Raw genomic sequence first — 18,892 nt, forward strand, 5'->3', positions numbered from 1 at the left:
GTCTTGCCATGATCGACGTGACCGATCGTGCCAATGTTCACATGCGGCTTGGTGCGCTCGAATTTACCTTTTGCCATGTGATCTCTCCATTCCTGCCTGCCCGTGCGGGCCTTGAATTAAGGTCTCGTGCAACCCGCTCGAGTTACGCGTATTTCTTCTGAACTTCCTGGGCGACCGCGGTCGGAACCGGTTCGTAGTGGTCGAACTGCATCGTGTACTGGGCGCGGCCCTGCGACATCGAACGCAGATTGTCGACGTACTTGAACATGTTCGCGAGCGGCACCATCGCGTTGATGACGACGGCAACGCCGCGCGCTTCCTGACCCTGGATCTGGCCACGGCGGCCGTTGAGGTCGCCGATGACGCCGCCGACATAATCTTCCGGCGTCACGACCTCGACCTTCATGATCGGCTCCAGCAGCTGCACGCCGAGGCGCGGAGCGGCTTCCTTGAAGCAGGCTCGGGAGGCGATTTCGAACGCCAGCACCGAGGAGTCGACGTCGTGGAAGGCGCCGTCGATGAGGGTCGCCTTGACGCCGATCATCGGGAAGCCGGCGAACGGGCCGGAACCCATGACGCTCTGGATACCCTTCTCGACGCCCGGGATGTATTCCTTCGGAACCGCACCGCCGACGATCTTGGACTCGAACACAAACTCTTCGCTCTCGGTGTTCGGCTCGAACAGGATCTTGACGCGGGCGAACTGGCCGGTACCGCCAGTCTGCTTCTTGTGCGTGTAGTCCTGCTCGTGCGTGCGGGTGATCGTCTCGCGATAGGCCACCTGCGGGGCACCGACATTGGCTTCCACCTTGAACTCGCGGCGCATGCGGTCGACGATGATGTCGAGATGCAGCTCGCCCATGCCGGCGATGATGGTCTGGCCCGATTCCTCGTCGGTCTTGACGCGGAAGGACGGATCCTCGGCCGCCAGGCGATGCAGCGCGAGGCCCATCTTTTCCTGGTCGTTCTTGGTCTTCGGCTCGATGGCGATCTGGATAACCGGATCGGGGAATTCCATGCGCTCGAGGATGACCGGGTGCAGCGGATCGCAGAGCGTATCGCCGGTGGTCGTGTCCTTGAGGCCTGCCAGCGCAACGATGTCGCCGGCATAGGCTTCCTCGATGTCGGCGCGCGAGTTGGCATGCATCTGCAGCATGCGGCCGATGCGCTCCTTCTTGCCCTTCACCGTGTTGTCGAGCGAGGTGCCCTTGGTGAGCTTGCCCGAATAGATGCGGGCGAAGGTCAGCGAACCGACGAACGGGTCGTTCATGATCTTGAACGCCAGCATCGACAGCGGCTCGTTGTCATCGGCATGACGCTCGATCTCGGCGTCGGTCTTGGCGTCGACGCCCTTGATGGCCGGCACGTCGATCGGCGACGGCAGGTATTCGACGACGGCGTCGAGCAGCGGCTGCACGCCCTTGTTCTTGAAGGCCGAGCCGCAGAACATCGGGAAGAACTTGACCGCGATGGTGCCCTTGCGGATCAGCGCGCGGATCTCGTCATTCGACGGCATGTTGCCTTCGAGGTAGTTCTCGAGCGCGGTCTCGTCCATTTCGACGGCGGCTTCGATCATCTTCTCGCGATACTGCGCGGCCTTTTCCTTGAGGTCGGCCGGGATCTCGACGACATCCCAGGCGGCGCCCAGGGTCTCGTCACGCCACACAAGCGCGTTCATCTCGACGAGGTCGACGACGCCCTTGAACTCGGTCTCGGCGCCGATCGGCAACTGCATGACGACGGCCTGCGCACCGAGGCGCGAGCCGATCATGTCCACCGAGCGGTAGAAGTCGGCACCGATCTTGTCCATCTTGTTGCAGAAGATCATGCGCGGCACGTGGTACTTGTCGGCCTGGCGCCACACGGTCTCGGTCTGCGGCTCAACACCGGCATTGGCGTCGAGCAGCGCGATAGCGCCGTCGAGCACGCGCAGCGAACGCTCGACCTCGATGGTGAAGTCGACGTGTCCGGGGGTATCGATGATGTTGAAGCGGCGCATCTTGCCGTCGCGACCCTTCCAGAAGGTCGTGGTCGCGGCCGACGTGATGGTGATGCCGCGTTCCTGCTCCTGCTCCATCCAGTCCATGGTGGCAGCGCCGTCATGGACTTCGCCGATCTTGTGCGACTTGCCCGTGTAGTACAGGACGCGCTCGGTCGTCGTCGTCTTGCCGGCGTCGATATGCGCCATGATACCGAAATTGCGGTAGTCTTCGATTTTGTATTCGCGGGCCATGGGAGGTGCCTCTCAGTCTCTTTCGCGTTACCAGCGGTAATGCGCGAAGGCGCGGTTGGCTTCCGCCATCTTGTGGGTGTCTTCACGCTTCTTGACGGCGGTGCCGCGGTTGTTGGCCGCGTCCATCAGCTCGCCCGAGAGGCGGTCGACCATAGTGGTCTCGTTGCGGTTGCGGGCCGCGGCGATCAGCCAGCGGATCGCCAGCGCCTGACGGCGCTCGGGGCGCACATCGACCGGAACCTGGTAGGTGGCGCCGCCAACGCGACGCGAGCGCACTTCCACATGCGGCGCGACATTGTCGAGCGCCTGATGGAAGACGGTGACCGGCTCCTGCTTGGTCTTGGCCTGGACCTGGTCCAGGGCGCCGTAGACGATGGTCTCGGCAACCGACTTCTTGCCGTCATACATGACGGCGTTCATGAACTTGGTGACGACGAGATCGCCGAACTTGGGGTCCGGATTGATCTCTCGCTTTTCTGCACTGTGACGACGGGACATGGGAAACCCTTACTTCGGACGCTTGGCGCCGTATTTCGAACGACGCTGCTTGCGGTTCTTCACACCCTGCGTGTCGAGCACGCCGCGGATGATGTGGTAGCGGACGCCCGGCAGATCCTTGACGCGGCCGCCGCGGATCATGACCACCGAGTGCTCCTGAAGGTTGTGACCTTCGCCCGGGATGTAGCCGATCACTTCAAAGCCGTTGGTCAGGCGAATCTTGGCCACCTTGCGCAGCGCCGAGTTCGGCTTCTTCGGCGTCGTGGTGTAGACGCGCGTGCAGACGCCCCGCTTCTGCGGGTTCTGCTGCATGGCCGGGACCTTGTTGCGCTTCACCGGCGCCAGGCGCGGCTTGCGGATCAGCTGGTTGACGGTAGGCATTAAACCCTCTTGTGTCTCAATTCCGTGTCTGCCCTGTCAGGGCCGCTCAAAGCGTCATTTCCATACGCAAATTCGGGCAACACACCGCGTCTCGCGGTCCTGCCCGAACAAATTGCAGAGGAAGCGGAACCCGCTTCATGCGCGCCGGAGATGTCTTTTCGCTCGTAAAACGAACCCTGTTTGAGACAAACTCCAAAGCGCGTCGCCTCGGAAAGGCAAGTCTCACATCGGTTCTGACGGGGCGGCTTCTACTCGCAAGGCCGATGTCCGTCAACCCCGCAACGGCAAATATTGCGGTCAATTCGGGGCTGGGCAGCCATGCGAAAAGCGCATGTAATTTTCTTGCGTCTTTTTTCAAGGGCAAGGAAGAAAGTGACCGGCTTGCGGCTGTCTTCCCGGCCCGCTTCGTGCCAAAAGGCGGCTTGAACCGGACAATCTCCCGGCAAATGAGGAATCAGCCCGTGAACGACAATGAAGAACGGCCGGTCACCATCATCACCGGACGGGTCTGGCGCAAGAAAGGCGGCAAGCCGGAAGGCGTGCATGTGATGCTGGTGGCGCCCGACGATGATTCCGCCGTGCGCCGCGCGCTCGAATCGCTGGCCGCGGAAGGATTCGCGGAGGCCGAGCTCGACCAGATCGGCGACATGGAAGGCGAGCCCGACGAGGAGCCGCATCTGTCGGCCTATCAGGGCGCGCTCGAGGGCGAGGTCTCGATCGTCACCTTCGACGAGCCATCCTGAGCTCGCTGTCCGGCGCAACGTCCCTTCCCTGCTCCATCCGCCAACGATCCCCTACCTAGAAAGCCATTTCTTCCGGAGTTCCCATGACCAGCAATCCCATCCAGCTCGGCATCGTCGGCGTGGGCAAGATCGTGCGCGACCAGCATCTGCCGGCGGTCGCCAAGGACAGCGATTACCGGCTCGCCGCCGCGGCGAGCCGCCACGGCAAGGTCGACGGCATTGCGAACTACCCGACGATCGAAGCGATGCTTGCGGCCGAACCCGGCCTGGAGGCCGTCTCGCTCTGCATGCCGCCGCAGTTCCGCTACGACGCCGCGCGCACCGCGCTGGAAGCAAAGAAGCACGTGTTCCTCGAAAAGCCGCCGGGCGCCACGGTCAGCGAGGTCGAGCATCTCAAGGCGCTGGCCGAAAAGAACGGCGTCTCGCTCTTTGCCAGCTGGCATTCGCGTTACGCGCCGGCGGTGGAGGCCGCGCGCGCCTTCCTCGCCTCGGCCAGGCTGACCTCGGCCGCCATCAATTGGAAGGAAGACGTGCGCCGCTGGCATCCGAACCAGGAATGGATCTGGGAACCGGGCGGCTTCGGTGTCTTCGACCCGGGCATCAACGCACTGTCGATCGCCACCCACATCCTGCCGCCGATGTTCATCACCTCGGCCGTGCTCGACTTTCCCGAAAACCGTGCGGCACCGGTCGCGGCTCATGTTGCCTTCCGCACCTCCAACGGCTTGCCGGTGACGATGGAGCTCGACTGGCTGCAGACTGGTCCGCAGAGCTGGGACATCGTCGCCGAAACTGACAGGGGCAGGATGGTGCTTTCGGGCGGCGGCGCGAAGCTCGCCGTCGACGGCAAGATCATCCATGACGAACCGGAGGCCGAGTATCCGATGCTCTACAAGCGGTTCGCCCAGATCGTCCGCGCCGGGACTTCCGACGTCGACCTCGCGCCGCTGCAGCACGTGGCCGACGCATTCATGCTTGGCAAGCGCAACGTGGTCGAGGCGTTTTTCGACTGAGGCAGCGACAACGCGCCGAGGCGAACGGTACCCTCACTCGACGATTGCGATGGCAAAGCCGTCATAACCCTTGGCGCCAACGGTCTGGATGGCCGTGCCGTCCAGCCGCTTCTCGCCGCCGATGAAGGAAAACGCGGCGCGAGCGCCTTCGACATTGGCGTCGCCGCTGTTCTTTTTCAGGACCGCGCCGTCGCGGATGACGTTGTCGCAGACGATGACGGTGCCGGGGCGCGACAGCTTCATCGCCCAGTTCAGATAATTCGGGTTGTTGGGCTTGTCGGCGTCGATGAAGATCAGGTCGAACGCACCGGCATTCTCGTCCGCCAGCACGGCGAGCGATTGAAGCGCCGGACCGACCCGCAGGTCGACCTTGTCGGAAACCCCTGCCCGCTCGAAATTCGAGCGCGCGACCTTGGCATGGTGCGGGTCGAGCTCCAGCGTCACCACCTTGCCATCCGCCGGCAATCCCCTCGCCATGCAGATGGTCGAATAGCCGCCGAGCGTGCCGACCTCCAGCACCTTTTTCGCGCCGCGGATGCGCACCAGCAGCGACAGGAATTTGCCCTGCGCGGCCGAGACGTCGATCGCCGGCAGGCCCTCGTCGCGGTTGGCCTTGAGCACTGCGTCCAGCACGCGGTCCTCGCCGAAAAGAGACGAAACGATGTAGTCGTCGACAGCCGTCCAGGTCTTGCTGCTCATAGCTCTTCCTCGTTGATGAAGCCGAAATGCAAAAAAGGGGCCCGCGCGGGCCCCTTCTCTTCGTTTCTCATATCCATGCCGCTTACTGCGCGGCGTTAACCATGTCGGTCAGCATCGGCTCGGCGACCTCGACACCGGAGGCCTTGCGGCGCTCGTCGATGATGAGCTCGTCGCGCGAGGTGGCGATGCGCCGGATCTGGCTCATCGTGCCGCCGGTGCCGGCCGGAATCAGACGGCCGACGATGACGTTTTCCTTCAGGCCCTGCAGCATGTCGGTCTTGCCGGCAACCGCCGCCTCGGTGAGCACCCTGGTCGTCTCCTGGAAGGAGGCGGCCGAGATGAAGGACGGCGTCTGCAGCGAGGCCTTGGTGATGCCGAGCAGCACCGGCTGACCTTCGGCCGGCTTCTTGCCGTCCTCGATCAGGCGCTCGTTGACCTCTTCCAGCTCGATCACGTCGACATGGTCGCCCGGAATGTAGGTCGAGTCGCCCTGCGCGGTGATCTCGACCTTCTGCAGCATCTGGCGAACGATCACCTCGATGTGCTTGTCGTTGATCGACACGCCCTGCAGACGGTAGACCTCCTGGATCTCGTTGACGAGGTAAGAGGCCAGCGCCTCCACGCCCTTGATCGCCAGGATGTCGTGCGGCGCCGGGTTGCCGTCGAGGATGTAGTCGCCCTTCTCGATGACGTCGCCGTCCTGGAGATGGAACGGCTTGCCCTTCGGGATCAGGTACTCCACCGGCTCCAGCGTCGAGTCATGCGGCTCGATGATGATGCGGCGCTTGTTCTTGTAGTCGCGGCCGAAGCGGACCGTGCCATCGATCTCGGCGATGATGGCGTGATCCTTCGGACGGCGAGCCTCGAACAGTTCCGCAACACGCGGCAGACCACCGGTGATGTCCTTTGTCTTGGCGCTTTCCATCGGGATACGCGCAAGCACGTCGCCAGGCTTCACATGCGCGCCAGGCTCGACCGAGAGGATGGCCTCGACGGAGAGCAGGAAGCGCGCATCGCCGCCCTTCGACAGCTTGCCGACCTTGCCCTTGGCGTCCTGGATGACGATCGCGGGCTTCAGGTCGCTGCCGCGCGGCGTCGAACGCCAGTCGATGACCTCACGCTTGGTGATGCCGGTCGACTCGTCGGCCGTTTCCTGGACGGAGATGCCGTCGACCAGGTCCTCGAACGCCACGCGACCCTCGATTTCGGTGAGGATCGGGCGGGTGTAGGGATCCCACTCGGCGATACGCTGGCCGCGCTTCACCTTGTCGCCGTCGTCCACGAAGATGCGCGAACCATAGGCGACGCGATGCGTGGCGCGCTCCTTGCCGGTCTCATCGAGGATGAGAACCGCCATGTTGCGGCCCATGACCATCTGCTGGCCTTCCGAGTTGCGCACCACGTTGCGGTTGCGGATCTGGACCTTGCCCTCATAGGAGGCTTCAAGGAAGGAAGAATCCACCACCTGCGCCGTGCCGCCCATATGGAAGGTACGCATGGTGAGCTGGGTGCCCGGCTCGCCGATCGACTGCGCCGCGATGACGCCGACGGCCTCGCCCTGGTTGACGGGGGTGCCGCGGGCCAGGTCGCGTCCGTAGCAGACGGCGCACACGCCGGTCCTGACCTCGCAGGTCAGCGCCGAACGGATGCGGACCGACTGCACGCCGGCCTTTTCGATCTGCTCCACATCGCGCTCGTCCATCAGCTTGCCGGCCTTGACCAGCACCTCGCCGGTCACCGGATGGTTGATGTCGTCGAGCGCGGTGCGGCCCAGCACGCGCTGGCCGACCGAGGCGACGATCTGGCCGGCATCGACGATCGGCTGCATGGTGAGGCCCTTGTCGGTGCCGCAATCCAGCGAATTGACGATGCAGTCCTGCGCCACGTCGACGAGGCGGCGGGTGAGGTAACCCGAGTTCGCCGTCTTCAAGGCGGTGTCGGCCAGACCCTTGCGGGCGCCGTGGGTCGAGTTGAAGTACTCGAGCACGGTGAGGCCTTCCTTGAAGTTCGAGATGATCGGCGTCTCGATGATTTCACCCGAGGGCTTGGCCATCAGGCCGCGCATGCCGGCGAGCTGACGCATCTGGGTGGGCGAACCACGCGCACCCGAATGCGACATCATGTAGATCGAGTTCATCGGCTTCTGACGGCCGTTTTCCTCGAATTCCACCGCCTTGATGCGCGCCATCATCTCGTCGGCGACCTTTTCCGAGCACTTGGCCCAGGCGTCGACGACCTTGTTGTATTTCTCGCCCTGCGTGATCAGGCCGTCATTGTACTGCTGCTCGTATTCCTTGGCCAAAGCCTCGGTGTCGGAAACAAGCTTCAGCTTGGTGTCCGGAATGACCATGTCGTCCTTGCCGAACGAAATGCCGGCACGGCAGGCATGGGCAAAGCCGAGCGCCATGATGCGGTCGCAGAAGATAACCGTCTCCTTCTGACCGCAATGGCGGTAGACGGTGTCGATCATCTTGGAGATGTTCTTCTTGGTCATCTCCTGGTTGGCGATGTCATACGGAACGTTGACGTTCTTCGGCAGAAGCTCGCCGATGATCATGCGGCCAGGCGTGGTGTCGTAGATCTTCGACACGACGTTGCCTTCGGCATCGACGGTGCGGAAGCGGCCCTTGATCTTGGCGTGCAGCGTCACGGCCTTGGTCTCCAGCGCGTGCTGGAGTTCGCCCATGTCGGCAAACACCATGCCTTCGCCCGGCTCGTTCTGGTTGACGATCGAGAGATAGTAGAGACCGAGAACCATGTCCTGCGACGGCACGATGATCGGCGCGCCCGAGGCCGGGTGCAGGATGTTGTTGGTCGACATCATCAGCACGCGGGCTTCGAGCTGCGCTTCCAAGGACAGCGGTACGTGGACCGCCATCTGGTCGCCGTCGAAGTCGGCGTTGAAGGCAGTGCAGACCAGCGGATGCAGCTGGATCGCCTTGCCTTCGATCAGGGTCGGCTCGAACGCCTGGATGCCGAGGCGGTGCAGCGTCGGCGCGCGGTTCAACAGCACCGGATGCTCGCGGATGACCTCGTCGAGGATATCCCAAACCTCCGGACGCTCCTTCTCGACCAGCTTCTTCGCCTGCTTGACGGTCGAGGAGAAACCCTTGGCGTCGAGACGGGCGTAGATGAAGGGCTTGAAGAGCTCGAGCGCCATCTTCTTCGGCAGGCCGCACTGATGCAGCTTCAGCTCCGGACCGGTCACGATAACCGAGCGGCCGGAATAGTCCACGCGCTTGCCGAGCAGGTTCTGGCGGAACCGGCCCTGCTTGCCCTTGAGCATGTCGGACAGAGACTTCAGCGGGCGCTTGTTGGCGCCGGTGATGACGCGGCCGCGCCGGCCGTTGTCGAACAGCGCGTCGACGGCTTCCTGCAGCATGCGCTTCTCGTTGCGCACGATGATGCCGGGCGCGCGCAGCTCGATCAGCCGCTTCAGGCGGTTGTTGCGGTTGATGACGCGGCGATAGAGATCGTTAAGGTCGGAGGTGGCGAAACGGCCGCCGTCCAGCGGGACGAGCGGGCGCAGGTCCGGCGGGATCACCGGCACCACCTTCATGATCATCCATTCCGGACGGTTGCCGGATTCCATGAAGTTTTCGACGACCTTGAGCCGCTTCAGGTACTTCTTCTGCTTGAGCTCGGACGTGGTCGAAGCCAGCTCCGTACGCAGGTCGCCGGCGATCTTCTCCAGGTCCATGCCGGCAAGCAGGTCATGGATGGCTTCGGCGCCGATCATGGCGGTGAAGCTATCCTCGCCATACTCGTCGACGGCAAGCATGTACTCCTCCTCGCTGAGGAGCTGGTTTTCCTTCAGCGCGGTGAGGCCCGGCTCGGTGACGATGTAGTTCTCGAAGTAGAGCACGCGCTCGATGTCCTTGAGGGTCATGTCGAGCAGCGTGCCGATGCGCGAAGGCAGCGACTTCAGGAACCAGATATGGGCGACGGGCGCGGCGAGCTCGATATGGCCCATGCGCTCGCGGCGAACGCGCGACAGCGTGACTTCGACGCCGCACTTTTCGCAGATGACACCCTTGTACTTCATGCGCTTGTACTTGCCGCACAGGCACTCATAGTCCTTGATCGGGCCAAAAATGCGCGCGCAGAACAGGCCGTCACGCTCCGGCTTGAAGGTGCGGTAGTTGATGGTCTCCGGCTTCTTGATCTCGCCGAACGACCAGGACAGAATCTTCTCTGGGCTGGCAAGCGAGATCCGGATGGAATCGAACACCTGCGCAGGCGCCTGCGGGTTGAAGAGATTCATGACCTCTTGGTTCATGCCGTTCTCCTTTTCGGGGTCCTCGATAACCCCTTCAATCGATCGCGGACGATTTGTCCGCAGACTGGCCGGTCAAACCGACCGCAGATTTCTTGGTTGAGCATGACCTTGTCCGAAAACCGGCGGTCCACTTTTCGGGGTCATGCTCGGGGCGCGCCGCAATCTTCAAAGAGCGGCGCGCCATGGCCTTACTCGGCAGCGTCTGGCAGACGCGTCGGGACCTCTTCGAGCTGGGTGTTCTCCAGCTCGACATTGAGACCGAGCGAACGCATTTCCTTGACGAGAACGTTGAAGCTCTCCGGAATGCCCGCCTCGAAGGTGTCATCGCCGCGCACGATCGCTTCGTACACCTTGGTGCGGCCGGCGACGTCGTCCGACTTCACCGTCAGCATTTCCTGCAGCGTGTAGGCGGCGCCGTAGGCCTCGAGCGCCCAAACCTCCATTTCGCCGAAGCGCTGGCCGCCGAACTGCGCCTTGCCGCCCAGCGGCTGCTGGGTGACCAGCGAGTACGGACCGATCGAACGCGCGTGGATCTTGTCGTCCACCAGGTGGTGCAACTTGAGCATGTAGATATAGCCCATCGTCACCTTGCGATCGAACGGCTCGCCGGTGCGGCCGTCATAGAGCTGCGACTGACCGCTGGTATGCAGGCCAGCCTGCTCCAGCATGGTGTTGATGTCGGCCTCGTGCGCGCCGTCGAACACCGGGGTTGCGATAGAGACGCCGCGGCGCATCTGCTCGCTCAGGCGAACGATGCTCTCGTCGTCATAGTCGCGGATCGGTTCGTTGCGGTCGTTGGCCGGCATGAAGCTTTCCAGCGTCTTGCGCAGCGGCTTGATGTCGCCGCCCGCCTTATACGCGTCGATCAGCTCGCCGATCTTCCTGCCCATGCCTGCGCAAGCCCAGCCCAGATGCGTTTCCAGGATCTGGCCGACATTCATGCGGCTCGGCACGCCCAGCGGGTTGAGCACGATATCGGCATGCGTGCCGTCCTCGAGGAAAGGCATGTCCTCGACCGGAACGATGCGCGACACGACACCCTTGTTGCCGTGACGGCCGGCCATCTTGTCGCCCGGCTGCATCTTGCGCTTCACCGCCACGAAGACCTTGACCATCTTCATGACACCCGGAGGCATTTCGTCGCCGCGCTGCACCTTCTCGACCTTGTCCATGAAGCGCTGCTCGAGCGCCTTCTTGGACTCGTCGTACTGGCCGCGCAGAGCCTCGAGCTCGCCCTGGAGCTTCTCGTTCTCGACGGCGAACTGCCACCACTGCGAACGCGGATACTCGTCCAGCGTGTCCTTCGAGAGCTTCGAGCCCTTCTTGAAGCCCTTCGGTCCGGCGATCGCCTCCTTGCCGGCCAGCATGTCGGCAAGACGCGCATAGACGTTGCGATCGAGGATCGCCTGTTCGTCGTCGCGGTCCTTGGCCAGACGCTCGATCTCCTCGCGCTCGATCGCCATCGCTCGCTCGTCCTTCTCCACGCCGTGGCGGTTGAAGACGCGCACTTCGACGACCGTACCGAAGGTGCCCGGAGGCATGCGCATGGACGTGTCGCGGACGTCCGAGGCCTTCTCGCCGAAGATGGCGCGCAGAAGCTTCTCTTCCGGCGTCATCGGGCTTTCGCCCTTCGGCGTGATCTTGCCGACCAGGATGTCGCCCGGCTGCACCTCGGCACCAATATAGACGATGCCGGCCTCGTCGAGGTTCTTCAACGCCTCTTCCGAAACGTTCGGAATGTCGCGCGTGATTTCCTCCGGCCCGAGCTTGGTGTCGCGCGCCATGACCTCAAACTCCTCGATGTGGATCGAGGTGAAGACGTCGTCGGCCACAATGCGCTCGGAGAGCAGGATCGAGTCCTCGTAGTTGTAGCCGTTCCACGGCATGAACGCGACCAGCACGTTGCGGCCGAGCGCCAGATCGCCGAGCTCGGTCGACGGACCGTCGGCAATGATGTCGCCCTTGTTGACGCGGTCGCCCATGCGCACCAGCGGACGCTGGTTGATGCAGGTGTTCTGGTTCGAACGCTGGAACTTCATCAGCCGGTAGATGTCGACGCCCGACTTGCCGGGATCGAGATCCTCCGTGGCGCGGATGACGATACGGGTGGCGTCCACCTGGTCGACAACGCCGCCACGGCGGGCGCCGATGGCCGCGCCCGAGTCACGGGCGACGATCGGCTCCATGCCGGTGCCGACGAACGGCGCCTCGGCACGCACCAGCGGCACGGCCTGACGCTGCATGTTCGAGCCCATCAGCGCGCGGTTGGCGTCATCGTTCTCGAGGAACGGGATGAGCGCTGCCGCGACCGACACCATCTGCTTCGGCGAGACGTCCATCAGGTCGACGTTCTCGCGCGGCGCCATCATCACTTCGCCGGCGTTACGGCAAATGACGAACTCGTCGACGAAGCTGCCGTTCTTGTCGAGCTCGGCATTGGCCTGCGCGACATAGTGCTTGGCCTCTTCCATCGCCGACAGGTAGACGACCTCGTTGGTCAGCTTGCCATTCACGATCTTGCGGTACGGGCTTTCAATGAAGCCGTACTTGTTGACGCGCGCGAAGGTGGCCAGAGAGTTGATTAGGCCGATATTCGGGCCTTCCGGCGTCTCGATCGGGCAGATGCGGCCGTAATGCGTCGGATGCACGTCGCGCACCTCGAAGCCGGCGCGCTCGCGGGTCAGGCCGCCCGGTCCAAGCGCCGACAGGCGGCGCTTGTGGGTGATTTCCGACAGCGGGTTGGTCTGGTCCATGAACTGCGACAGCTGCGAGGAACCGAAGAACTCGCGAACGGCGGCGGCCGCCGGCTTGGCGTTGATCAGGTCCTGCGGCATGACCGTGTCGATCTCGATCGAGGACATGCGTTCCTTGATCGCACGCTCCATGCGCAGCAGGCCGACGCGGTACTGGTTCTCCATGAGCTCGCCGACCGAACGCACGCGGCGGTTGCCGAGATTGTCGATGTCGTCGATCTCGCCCTTGCCGTCGCGCAATTCCACCAGCGTCTTGACCACGGCCAGGATGTCTTCCTTGCGCAGCACGCGCACGGTGTCCTCGGCCTTGAGCTCGAGGCGCATGTTCATCTTGACGCGGCCGACGGCCGACAGGTCATAGCGCTCGCTGTCGAAGAACAGCGAGTTGAACATGGCTTCGGCAGTCTCGAGCGTCGGCGGCTCGCCCGGGCGCATGACACGGTAGATGTCGAACAGCGCGTCCTGACGGCTCTCGTTCTTGTCGACGGCCAAGGTGTTGCGGATGTAGGCGCCGACATTGACGTGGTCGATGTCCAGGATCTGGATCTCTTCCTCGCCGGTGCCGAGCAGCACCTTCAGCGTCTTGTCGTCGATCTCGTCGCCGGCTTCGAGGAAGATCTCGCCGGTGGCGTAGTTGACGATGTCCTCGGCGAGATAATTGCCAAGCAGGTCCTCGTCGGTCGCCTTGATGGCCTTGAGACCCTTCTCGCCAAGCTGGCGAGCCTGGCGGGCAGTGATCTTCTTGCCGGCCTCGACAACGACCTCACCGGTATCGGCATCGACCAGATCGCCGACGGCCTTGAGGCCGCGGAACCGCTCGACATTGAACGGAATGCGCCAATGGTCGCCGGAGCGCTTGTAGGTGATCTTGTTGTAGAAGGTCGACAGGATCTCTTCGCCGTCCATGCCGAGCGCCATCAAGAGCGACGTCACCGGGATCTTGCGGCGGCGGTCGATGCGGGCGTGCACGACGTCCTTGGAATCGAACTCGATGTCGAGCCACGAGCCGCGATAGGGAATGACGCGCGCGGCAAACAGAAGCTTGCCCGACGAGTGCGACTTGCCCTTGTCATGGTCGAAGAAGACGCCCGGCGAGCGGTGCATCTGCGAGACGATGACGCGCTCGGTGCCGTTGACGATGAAGGTGCCGTTCGACGTCATGAGCGGCATGTCGCCCATGTAGACGTCCTGCTCCTTGATGTCCTTGATCGACTTGGCGCCGGTATCCTCGTCGATATCGAACACGATGAGGCGCAGCGTCACCTTCAGCGGCGCAGCATAGGTCAAGTCACGCTGACGGCACTCGTCAACGTCGAATTTCGGTGCCTCGAACTCATACTTCACGAACTCCAGCATGGAGGAGCCGGAAAAGTCGGAGATCGGGAAGACCGACTTGAAAACGGCCTGCAGCCCCTCGTCCGGACGGCCGCCCTTGGGCTCGTCCACCATCAGGAACTGGTCATAGGATGCCTTCTGAACCTCGATGAGGTTCGGCATCTCCGCAACTTCCGGGATCTTTCCGAAGAACTTGCGTACGCGTCTGCGGCCATTGAAAGTCTGGGTCTGGGCCATCGTCGCTCCTTAGCTCTAAACTCGGGACGAACCTCGCCGCGGCTCGCCTTGCACCACGGGCGGCCTCGGCGGCTGCCCCTATCTGTTTTTCCGGCCGCTCTTGCCAATCGCTTGGCGGCTTCCGGCTAAAACGGGAGAAAACCCGTTTCCGGAAGGCCGCTTCTCGGCCCTCAGGAAAGAGGTTTTCAAACGCCTCGCGCAACAAAGCCCTCCCTCAGTCAAGGGAGGGGGCGAACGGCGCGAGACCGTCCGCCCTCGCCTAACAGGCTTACTTCAGCTCGACCTTGGCGCCAGCTGCTTCCAGCTGAGCCTTGAACTTGTCGGCGTCGGCCTTGGAAACGCCTTCCTTGACCGGCTTCGGAGCCGCTTCGACCAGGTCCTTGGCTTCCTTGAGGCCAAGGCCGGTGATGGCGCGGACTTCCTTGATGACGTTGATCTTCTGGGCGCCGGCATCGGCGAGAACAACGTCGAATTCCGTCTTCTCTTCAGCCGGAGCAGCGGCAGCGGCAGCACCACCGCTAGCGGCGGCAACAGCCACCGGAGCGGCGGCCGAAACGCCCCACTTCTCTTCCAGGAGCTTCGACAGCTCGGCCGCCTCGAGGACGGTCAGCTTCGAAAGGTCGTCTACGATCTTCGCGAGATCAGCCATTTTGATATTCCTTTGGTTGGTTCGAACGTGTGTTGTTGACAGCGAGGAACGGCCTCATGCCGCCTCGTCCTTCCGGGCGTAAGCGCCGATGACGCGCGCGACCGAAGCCGCGGGCGCATTGACGATCTGGGCGATCCGGGTAGCCGGCGTGGCGATCATGCCAACCAGCTTGGCGCGCAGCTCGTCGAGCGACGGCATCGTGGCGAGCGCCTTGACACCATCGGCGTTGAGCGAGGTCGAGCCCATCGCGCCGCCGAGAATGATCAGCTTGTCATTCCCCTTGGCGAAATCGGAAGTGACCTTCGGCGCCGCAACCGGATCCTCCGAATAAGCGACCAGCGTCTGTCCCTTGAACAGATCGACGATCGATGCGGAGTCCGTGCCCTGAAGAGCGATCTTGGCGAGACGGTTCTTCGCGACTTTGACGGTGCCGCCGGCGGCGCGCATCTTCGACCGGAGGTCGTTCATTTGCGCCACGGTGATACCGGCGTAGTGGGCCACGACGACTGAACCCGCGCTCGAGAACGCTTCGTTCAGGCCCGTGACGAGTTCGCGCTTTTCCGCTCTGTCCACTGCCTATCTCCAGTTGACCCCTGCCTCATTCTCGAGGTCAGAAGTCGGGTTGCCTTTTGCCGGCCGGGCCATCCAAATCGTGGATCTCCCGAACGGCGCTCGAGGATCCTGCCCCCTTTTCGCCCACCGACGGCAAGCCGGCGATGTGCTGACAAAAGGCAAATACGGTTCGAACCTTTCATTGGAGCTTTTCGGCTCCTTTGTCGGGTCTTCACCCGTCTCATGCAGGCCCAAGTGAATTAAGGCTTTTGGGCCGCCTGCAATCTCGGACAGGATATCCGGAAACCTTTCGGCTTCCGGGGTACCGGGCCGCCGACGGATCGGCGGTCCGGAATTCTTGTTACGATCAGCTCAAGGCCGACCGGACGACACTTACGACGCGGCTAGCGTCGCGATGTCGAGCTTGAGGCCGGGGCCCATCGTCGAGGTGACCGACACCTTCTTGACGTAGTTGCCCTTGGCGCCCGCCGGCTTGGCCTTGTTCACCGCATCGGCGAACGCGCGGACGTTCTCTTCCAGCGCCTTGACGTCGAACGAGACCTTGCCGACGCCGGCCTGGACGATGCCGGCCTTCTCGACGCGGAACTCGACGGCGCCGCCCTTCGAAGCCTTGACGGCGGCGGCGACATCGGTGGTCACGGTGCCGACCTTCGGGTTCGGCATCATGCCGCGCGGGCCGAGCACCTTGCCCAGACGGCCGACCAGCGGCATCATGTCCGGGGTGGCGATGCAGCGATCGAAATCGATCGTGCCCTTCTGGACGATGTCGACCAGGTCCTCGGCGCCAACCACATCGGCTCCGGCGGCCTTGGCTTCCTCGGCCTTGTCGCCACGGGCAAACACCGCGACGCGCACCGAGCGGCCGGTGCCGTTCGGCAGGTTGACCACGCCGCGGACCATCTGGTCGGCATGGCGCGGATCGACGCCGAGATTCATCGAGATCTCGACGGTCTCGTCGAACTTCACCGTGGACCGGTCCTTGAGCAGCTGCAGCGCCTCGTTGAGGGCGTAAGCCTTGTTCGGATCGATGCCTTCGCGGCTCTTGGCAACACGCTTTGCAATCTTTGCCATGATCTTAGCCCACCACTTCCAGGCCCATCGAGCGGGCGGAGCCCTCGACCATGCGCATGGCCGCCTCGACGTCGTTTGCGTTCAGGTCCTTCATCTTCTGCTCGGCGATCGCGCGCACCTTGTCGCGGCTGATCGTGCCGACCTTGGACTTGCCCGGCTCCTTGGAGCCCGACTTCAGGTTGGCGGCCTTCTTCAGGAAGTAGCTCACCGGCGGCGTCTTCATGACGAAGGTGAACGACTTGTCCTGGTAGTAGGTGATGACGACCGGGATCGGCGACCCCTTCTCCATCTCCTGTGTCTGCGCGTTGAACGCCTTGCAGAACTCCATGATGTTGATGCCGCGCTGACCAAGCGCCGGGCCGATCGGGGGCGACGGTGTGGCCGAGCCCGCGGCAACCTGGAGCTTGAGCTGGCCTGCAACTTTCTTAGCCATCTCTATTCCTGCCTTTTCTTATGCCGGCCCCATGATCCGGGGAACGCCGGCGGTTGCAGTCTGGTGGTGCGGCTCCGACGGCCGGCTATGCCGCCATCGCCTCCCACCCGTTCACGCGGCGCTTCAAGCACCGCCCCGACGCCTTTCGGCGCGGATATGCGGATCAGCCCTTTTCGACCTGTCCGAATTCCAGATCGACCGGCACGGCGCGCCCGAAGATCGAAACTTCCACCTTGAGGCGGGCACGCTCCTCGTCCACTTCCTGCACAACGCCGTTGAAAGACGCGAAAGGACCGTCCGAAACGCGGATCGCCTCGCCGATCTCGAAAGTGACCGACGGCTTCGGCCGCTCGACGCCTTCCTGGACCTGGTTCAGGATGCGCTGCGCCTCGGTCTCGGTGATCGGCACGGGCTTGGAGTCGCCCAGGAAGCCGGTGACCTTCGGCGTGTTCTTGACCAGCGAGAAAACGGCGTCGGTCAGATTGGCCTTCAGAAGCACATAGCCCGGGAAGAACTTGCGCTCAGCATCGACCTTGCGGCCGCGGCGAATCTCGACGACCTTCTCGGTCGGCACCACGATCTGCTCGATCTCGCCGGACAGCCCCTTCTGCTTGGCCTTGTTCTCGATGTCCTCGGCGACCTTCTTCTCGAAGTTCGAATAGGCGTGGACGATATACCACCGCGCAGTCATTTCACGACCTCTCCGTAAACCGCCGAATTAATGCCCGAGACCCAGGATCCACTCGATCGCATAGCCCATCAGAATATCGGCAGCGAAGAAGAACAGCATCGCGATCACCGCGAACACCAGGACCATCACGGTCGAGATCATGGTTTCGCGCCGCGAAGGCCATGTCACCTTGGCCGTCTCCGCACGAACCTGCTGGAGAAAGGTGAAGGGATTAGTGGTTTTCGAAGCCATGCGCCGCCTGTGTTCAAGACCCGTTGGCCGGGCCTCCTGGATGATCCCGCTGGCCGGGACGTACCGCTTGGGCTCTAAGCGACGCGAATCAGCGCCGCTATTTCACCCACGCAAATCAGACGCGTAAAGCCGGCTTCCCAGCTCCACGCGTCGCGTGTCTGTCTTGTCTACATAAAACCGATTCTTAATCCACGCAAGTGGCAAGGGTCCGCTTTATGTCCTAGCGCCGCCTCGGAACCATCCAGTCGTCCCGTCCCGGCTATGCGGGGCTTATGCCGCAATTTCCGCCATATGGCAAGCCATCCGCCGATTTTCAACACCGGAGCGGCCGCTCATCGGCCCGCGACCCAGGAAAATGGCACAGGCAGCAGGGCTTCCGATTTACGACTTGCGGTTTTGGAGGCTGAACAATCTAATGGCGGACGGCTTTACCCATACTGTCACCACTTGACGCTGAAGCCGAGCTTGGCGCCGATCGATCGGCTGTCGCCGAACTCTTTGAGGCTCGACTTGGCGAAGGCCTCGCCGAAGACCGTGTAGCGGTTGTCGGCCCAGGAGAGCGAACCGCCGAGCCCCAGCCCGCCCCAAAGCGGCTGGTCGTGCTCGTGGAAGCCGACCCCCGACACATCGACGTCGTTGCCGTCGAGGAAGTCGTAATAGAGGTTGGCGATGCCATAGAGATGCGAGCGGCTGACCTTGCCCTGGGCGCCCGTCCAGGCGTCCTCATAATCCAGCGACAGCCCGGCCCGGCCGGTAAGCACATCGCTGTTGCTCAGCGACACCGCCGCGTCGAACGGATCGGTGAAGCTGTTGAAGCGAACCGAGGAGTAAGAGAGCTGGGCCTGCGGCGTCAGCGTCCACTTGCCTTGCAGCGCGAGCTTCTGGCCGGCCTCGATGCTCAGCGCATAGCCAAAGCCGGTGTTGCCCTTGGCGAGATCGCTGCCGAGCGTGGCGGACTTGAGATCACTGTCATACCAGGTCACCTCGGCCTGGCCATCGGCATAGAAGCCGTTGTCGCCATACCAGGTCAGCGTGCCGCCGAAGCCGTAGCCGGTGGCCCGGATGGAGCCGAC

15 protein-coding genes and 1 pseudogene are annotated in these 18,892 nt (G+C 63.1%); 2 read left to right on the plus strand and 14 right to left on the minus strand.

What is annotated here, in order from left to right; all coding sequences use genetic code 11:
* From P9273_RS31665 to rpsL, 4 genes and pseudogenes are all read right to left on the minus strand, one after another.
* Positions 1-77, minus strand: a pseudogene (locus P9273_RS31665) (GTP-binding protein); the annotation flags it as partial.
* A gap of 65 nt (positions 78-142) precedes the next feature.
* Entirely contained in the window at positions 143-2,233 is a 2,091-nt protein-coding gene (gene fusA, locus P9273_RS31670) for an elongation factor G (protein WP_041003104.1), read from the minus strand.
* 27 nt (positions 2,234-2,260) lie between these two features.
* Positions 2,261-2,731: a 30S ribosomal protein S7 gene (gene rpsG, locus P9273_RS31675; RefSeq protein WP_127229703.1), complete on the minus strand. Its 471-nt coding sequence runs from the start codon at positions 2,729-2,731 to the stop codon at positions 2,261-2,263.
* A 9-nt stretch (positions 2,732-2,740) separates the two neighbouring features.
* Complete coding sequence (gene rpsL / locus P9273_RS31680; protein ID WP_006202128.1) at positions 2,741-3,112, minus strand: 30S ribosomal protein S12; 372 nt, start codon at positions 3,110-3,112, stop codon at positions 2,741-2,743.
* Between the two features lie 461 nt (positions 3,113-3,573).
* Here rpsL and P9273_RS31685 point away from each other — a divergent pair, with 461 nt between their 5' ends.
* On the plus strand, positions 3,574-3,855 hold the full coding sequence (locus P9273_RS31685) for a hypothetical protein (RefSeq protein WP_041003122.1): 282 nt from the start codon (positions 3,574-3,576) through the stop codon (positions 3,853-3,855).
* A gap of 83 nt (positions 3,856-3,938) precedes the next feature.
* Positions 3,939-4,868, plus strand: a complete 930-nt coding sequence (locus P9273_RS31690; RefSeq protein WP_278052502.1) for a Gfo/Idh/MocA family protein — start codon at positions 3,939-3,941, stop codon at positions 4,866-4,868.
* Between the two features lie 33 nt (positions 4,869-4,901).
* On the opposite strand, the gene P9273_RS31695 is transcribed toward P9273_RS31690, so the two are convergent.
* From P9273_RS31695 to P9273_RS31740, 10 genes are all read right to left on the minus strand, one after another.
* Positions 4,902-5,567 carry an O-methyltransferase gene (locus tag P9273_RS31695; RefSeq protein ID WP_278052503.1) on the minus strand — a complete coding sequence of 222 codons (666 nt, stop codon included), beginning with the start codon at positions 5,565-5,567 and terminating at the stop codon, positions 4,902-4,904.
* 82 nt (positions 5,568-5,649) lie between these two features.
* Positions 5,650-9,846, minus strand: coding sequence for a DNA-directed RNA polymerase subunit beta' (rpoC, locus tag P9273_RS31700; RefSeq protein ID WP_278052505.1), 4,197 nt, complete (start codon positions 9,844-9,846; stop codon positions 5,650-5,652).
* Positions 9,847-10,034: 188 nt separating this feature from the next.
* Positions 10,035-14,171 (minus strand): DNA-directed RNA polymerase subunit beta, encoded by a 4,137-nt coding sequence (rpoB, locus tag P9273_RS31705; protein WP_041003114.1) that lies wholly within the window; start codon positions 14,169-14,171, stop codon positions 10,035-10,037.
* A gap of 268 nt (positions 14,172-14,439) precedes the next feature.
* Positions 14,440-14,820: a 50S ribosomal protein L7/L12 gene (gene rplL / locus P9273_RS31710; protein ID WP_278052508.1), complete on the minus strand. Its 381-nt coding sequence runs from the start codon at positions 14,818-14,820 to the stop codon at positions 14,440-14,442.
* Positions 14,821-14,874: 54 nt separating this feature from the next.
* Positions 14,875-15,393 carry a 50S ribosomal protein L10 gene (gene rplJ, locus P9273_RS31715; RefSeq protein ID WP_041003118.1) on the minus strand — a complete coding sequence of 173 codons (519 nt, stop codon included), beginning with the start codon at positions 15,391-15,393 and terminating at the stop codon, positions 14,875-14,877.
* A gap of 372 nt (positions 15,394-15,765) precedes the next feature.
* Positions 15,766-16,464: a 50S ribosomal protein L1 gene (gene rplA / locus P9273_RS31720; protein WP_041003119.1), complete on the minus strand. Its 699-nt coding sequence runs from the start codon at positions 16,462-16,464 to the stop codon at positions 15,766-15,768.
* A gap of 4 nt (positions 16,465-16,468) precedes the next feature.
* Entirely contained in the window at positions 16,469-16,897 is a 429-nt protein-coding gene (gene rplK, locus P9273_RS31725) for a 50S ribosomal protein L11 (RefSeq protein WP_041003120.1), read from the minus strand.
* A 163-nt stretch (positions 16,898-17,060) separates the two neighbouring features.
* Positions 17,061-17,588: a transcription termination/antitermination protein NusG gene (nusG, locus tag P9273_RS31730; RefSeq protein WP_041003121.1), complete on the minus strand. Its 528-nt coding sequence runs from the start codon at positions 17,586-17,588 to the stop codon at positions 17,061-17,063.
* A gap of 27 nt (positions 17,589-17,615) precedes the next feature.
* The gene (gene secE / locus P9273_RS31735) at positions 17,616-17,819 is read right to left on the minus strand and encodes a preprotein translocase subunit SecE (protein WP_027170383.1); all 204 of its coding nucleotides are present in this window, start codon (positions 17,817-17,819) and stop codon (positions 17,616-17,618) included.
* A gap of 440 nt (positions 17,820-18,259) precedes the next feature.
* The coding region (locus tag P9273_RS31740) for an autotransporter outer membrane beta-barrel domain-containing protein (RefSeq protein ID WP_278052514.1) at positions 18,260-18,892 on the minus strand (633 nt) is incomplete at its 5' end.

Source organism: Mesorhizobium sp. WSM4935, from assembly GCF_029625735.1.
In the GTDB taxonomy this organism is placed as follows: Bacteria; Pseudomonadota; Alphaproteobacteria; order Rhizobiales; family Rhizobiaceae; genus Mesorhizobium.

Bases quoted from the DNA above. Each gene is read 5' to 3' on its own strand.
- fusA (WP_041003104.1), bottom strand. From the start codon at position 2,233: ATGGCCCGCGAATACAAAATCGAAGACTACCGCAATTTCGGTATCATG.
- rpsG (WP_127229703.1), bottom strand. From the start codon at position 2,731: ATGTCCCGTCGTCACAGTGCAGAAAAGCGAGAGATCAATCCGGACCCC.
- rpsL (WP_006202128.1), bottom strand. From the start codon at position 3,112: ATGCCTACCGTCAACCAGCTGATCCGCAAGCCGCGCCTGGCGCCGGTG.
- P9273_RS31690 (WP_278052502.1), top strand. From the start codon at position 3,939: ATGACCAGCAATCCCATCCAGCTCGGCATCGTCGGCGTGGGCAAGATC.
- P9273_RS31695 (WP_278052503.1), bottom strand. From the start codon at position 5,567: ATGAGCAGCAAGACCTGGACGGCTGTCGACGACTACATCGTTTCGTCT.
- rpoC (WP_278052505.1), bottom strand. From the start codon at position 9,846: ATGAACCAAGAGGTCATGAATCTCTTCAACCCGCAGGCGCCTGCGCAG.
- rpoB (WP_041003114.1), bottom strand. From the start codon at position 14,171: ATGGCCCAGACCCAGACTTTCAATGGCCGCAGACGCGTACGCAAGTTC.
- rplL (WP_278052508.1), bottom strand. From the start codon at position 14,820: ATGGCTGATCTCGCGAAGATCGTAGACGACCTTTCGAAGCTGACCGTC.
- rplA (WP_041003119.1), bottom strand. From the start codon at position 16,464: ATGGCAAAGATTGCAAAGCGTGTTGCCAAGAGCCGCGAAGGCATCGAT.
- rplK (WP_041003120.1), bottom strand. From the start codon at position 16,897: ATGGCTAAGAAAGTTGCAGGCCAGCTCAAGCTCCAGGTTGCCGCGGGC.
- nusG (WP_041003121.1), bottom strand. From the start codon at position 17,588: ATGACTGCGCGGTGGTATATCGTCCACGCCTATTCGAACTTCGAGAAG.
- secE (WP_027170383.1), bottom strand. From the start codon at position 17,819: ATGGCTTCGAAAACCACTAATCCCTTCACCTTTCTCCAGCAGGTTCGT.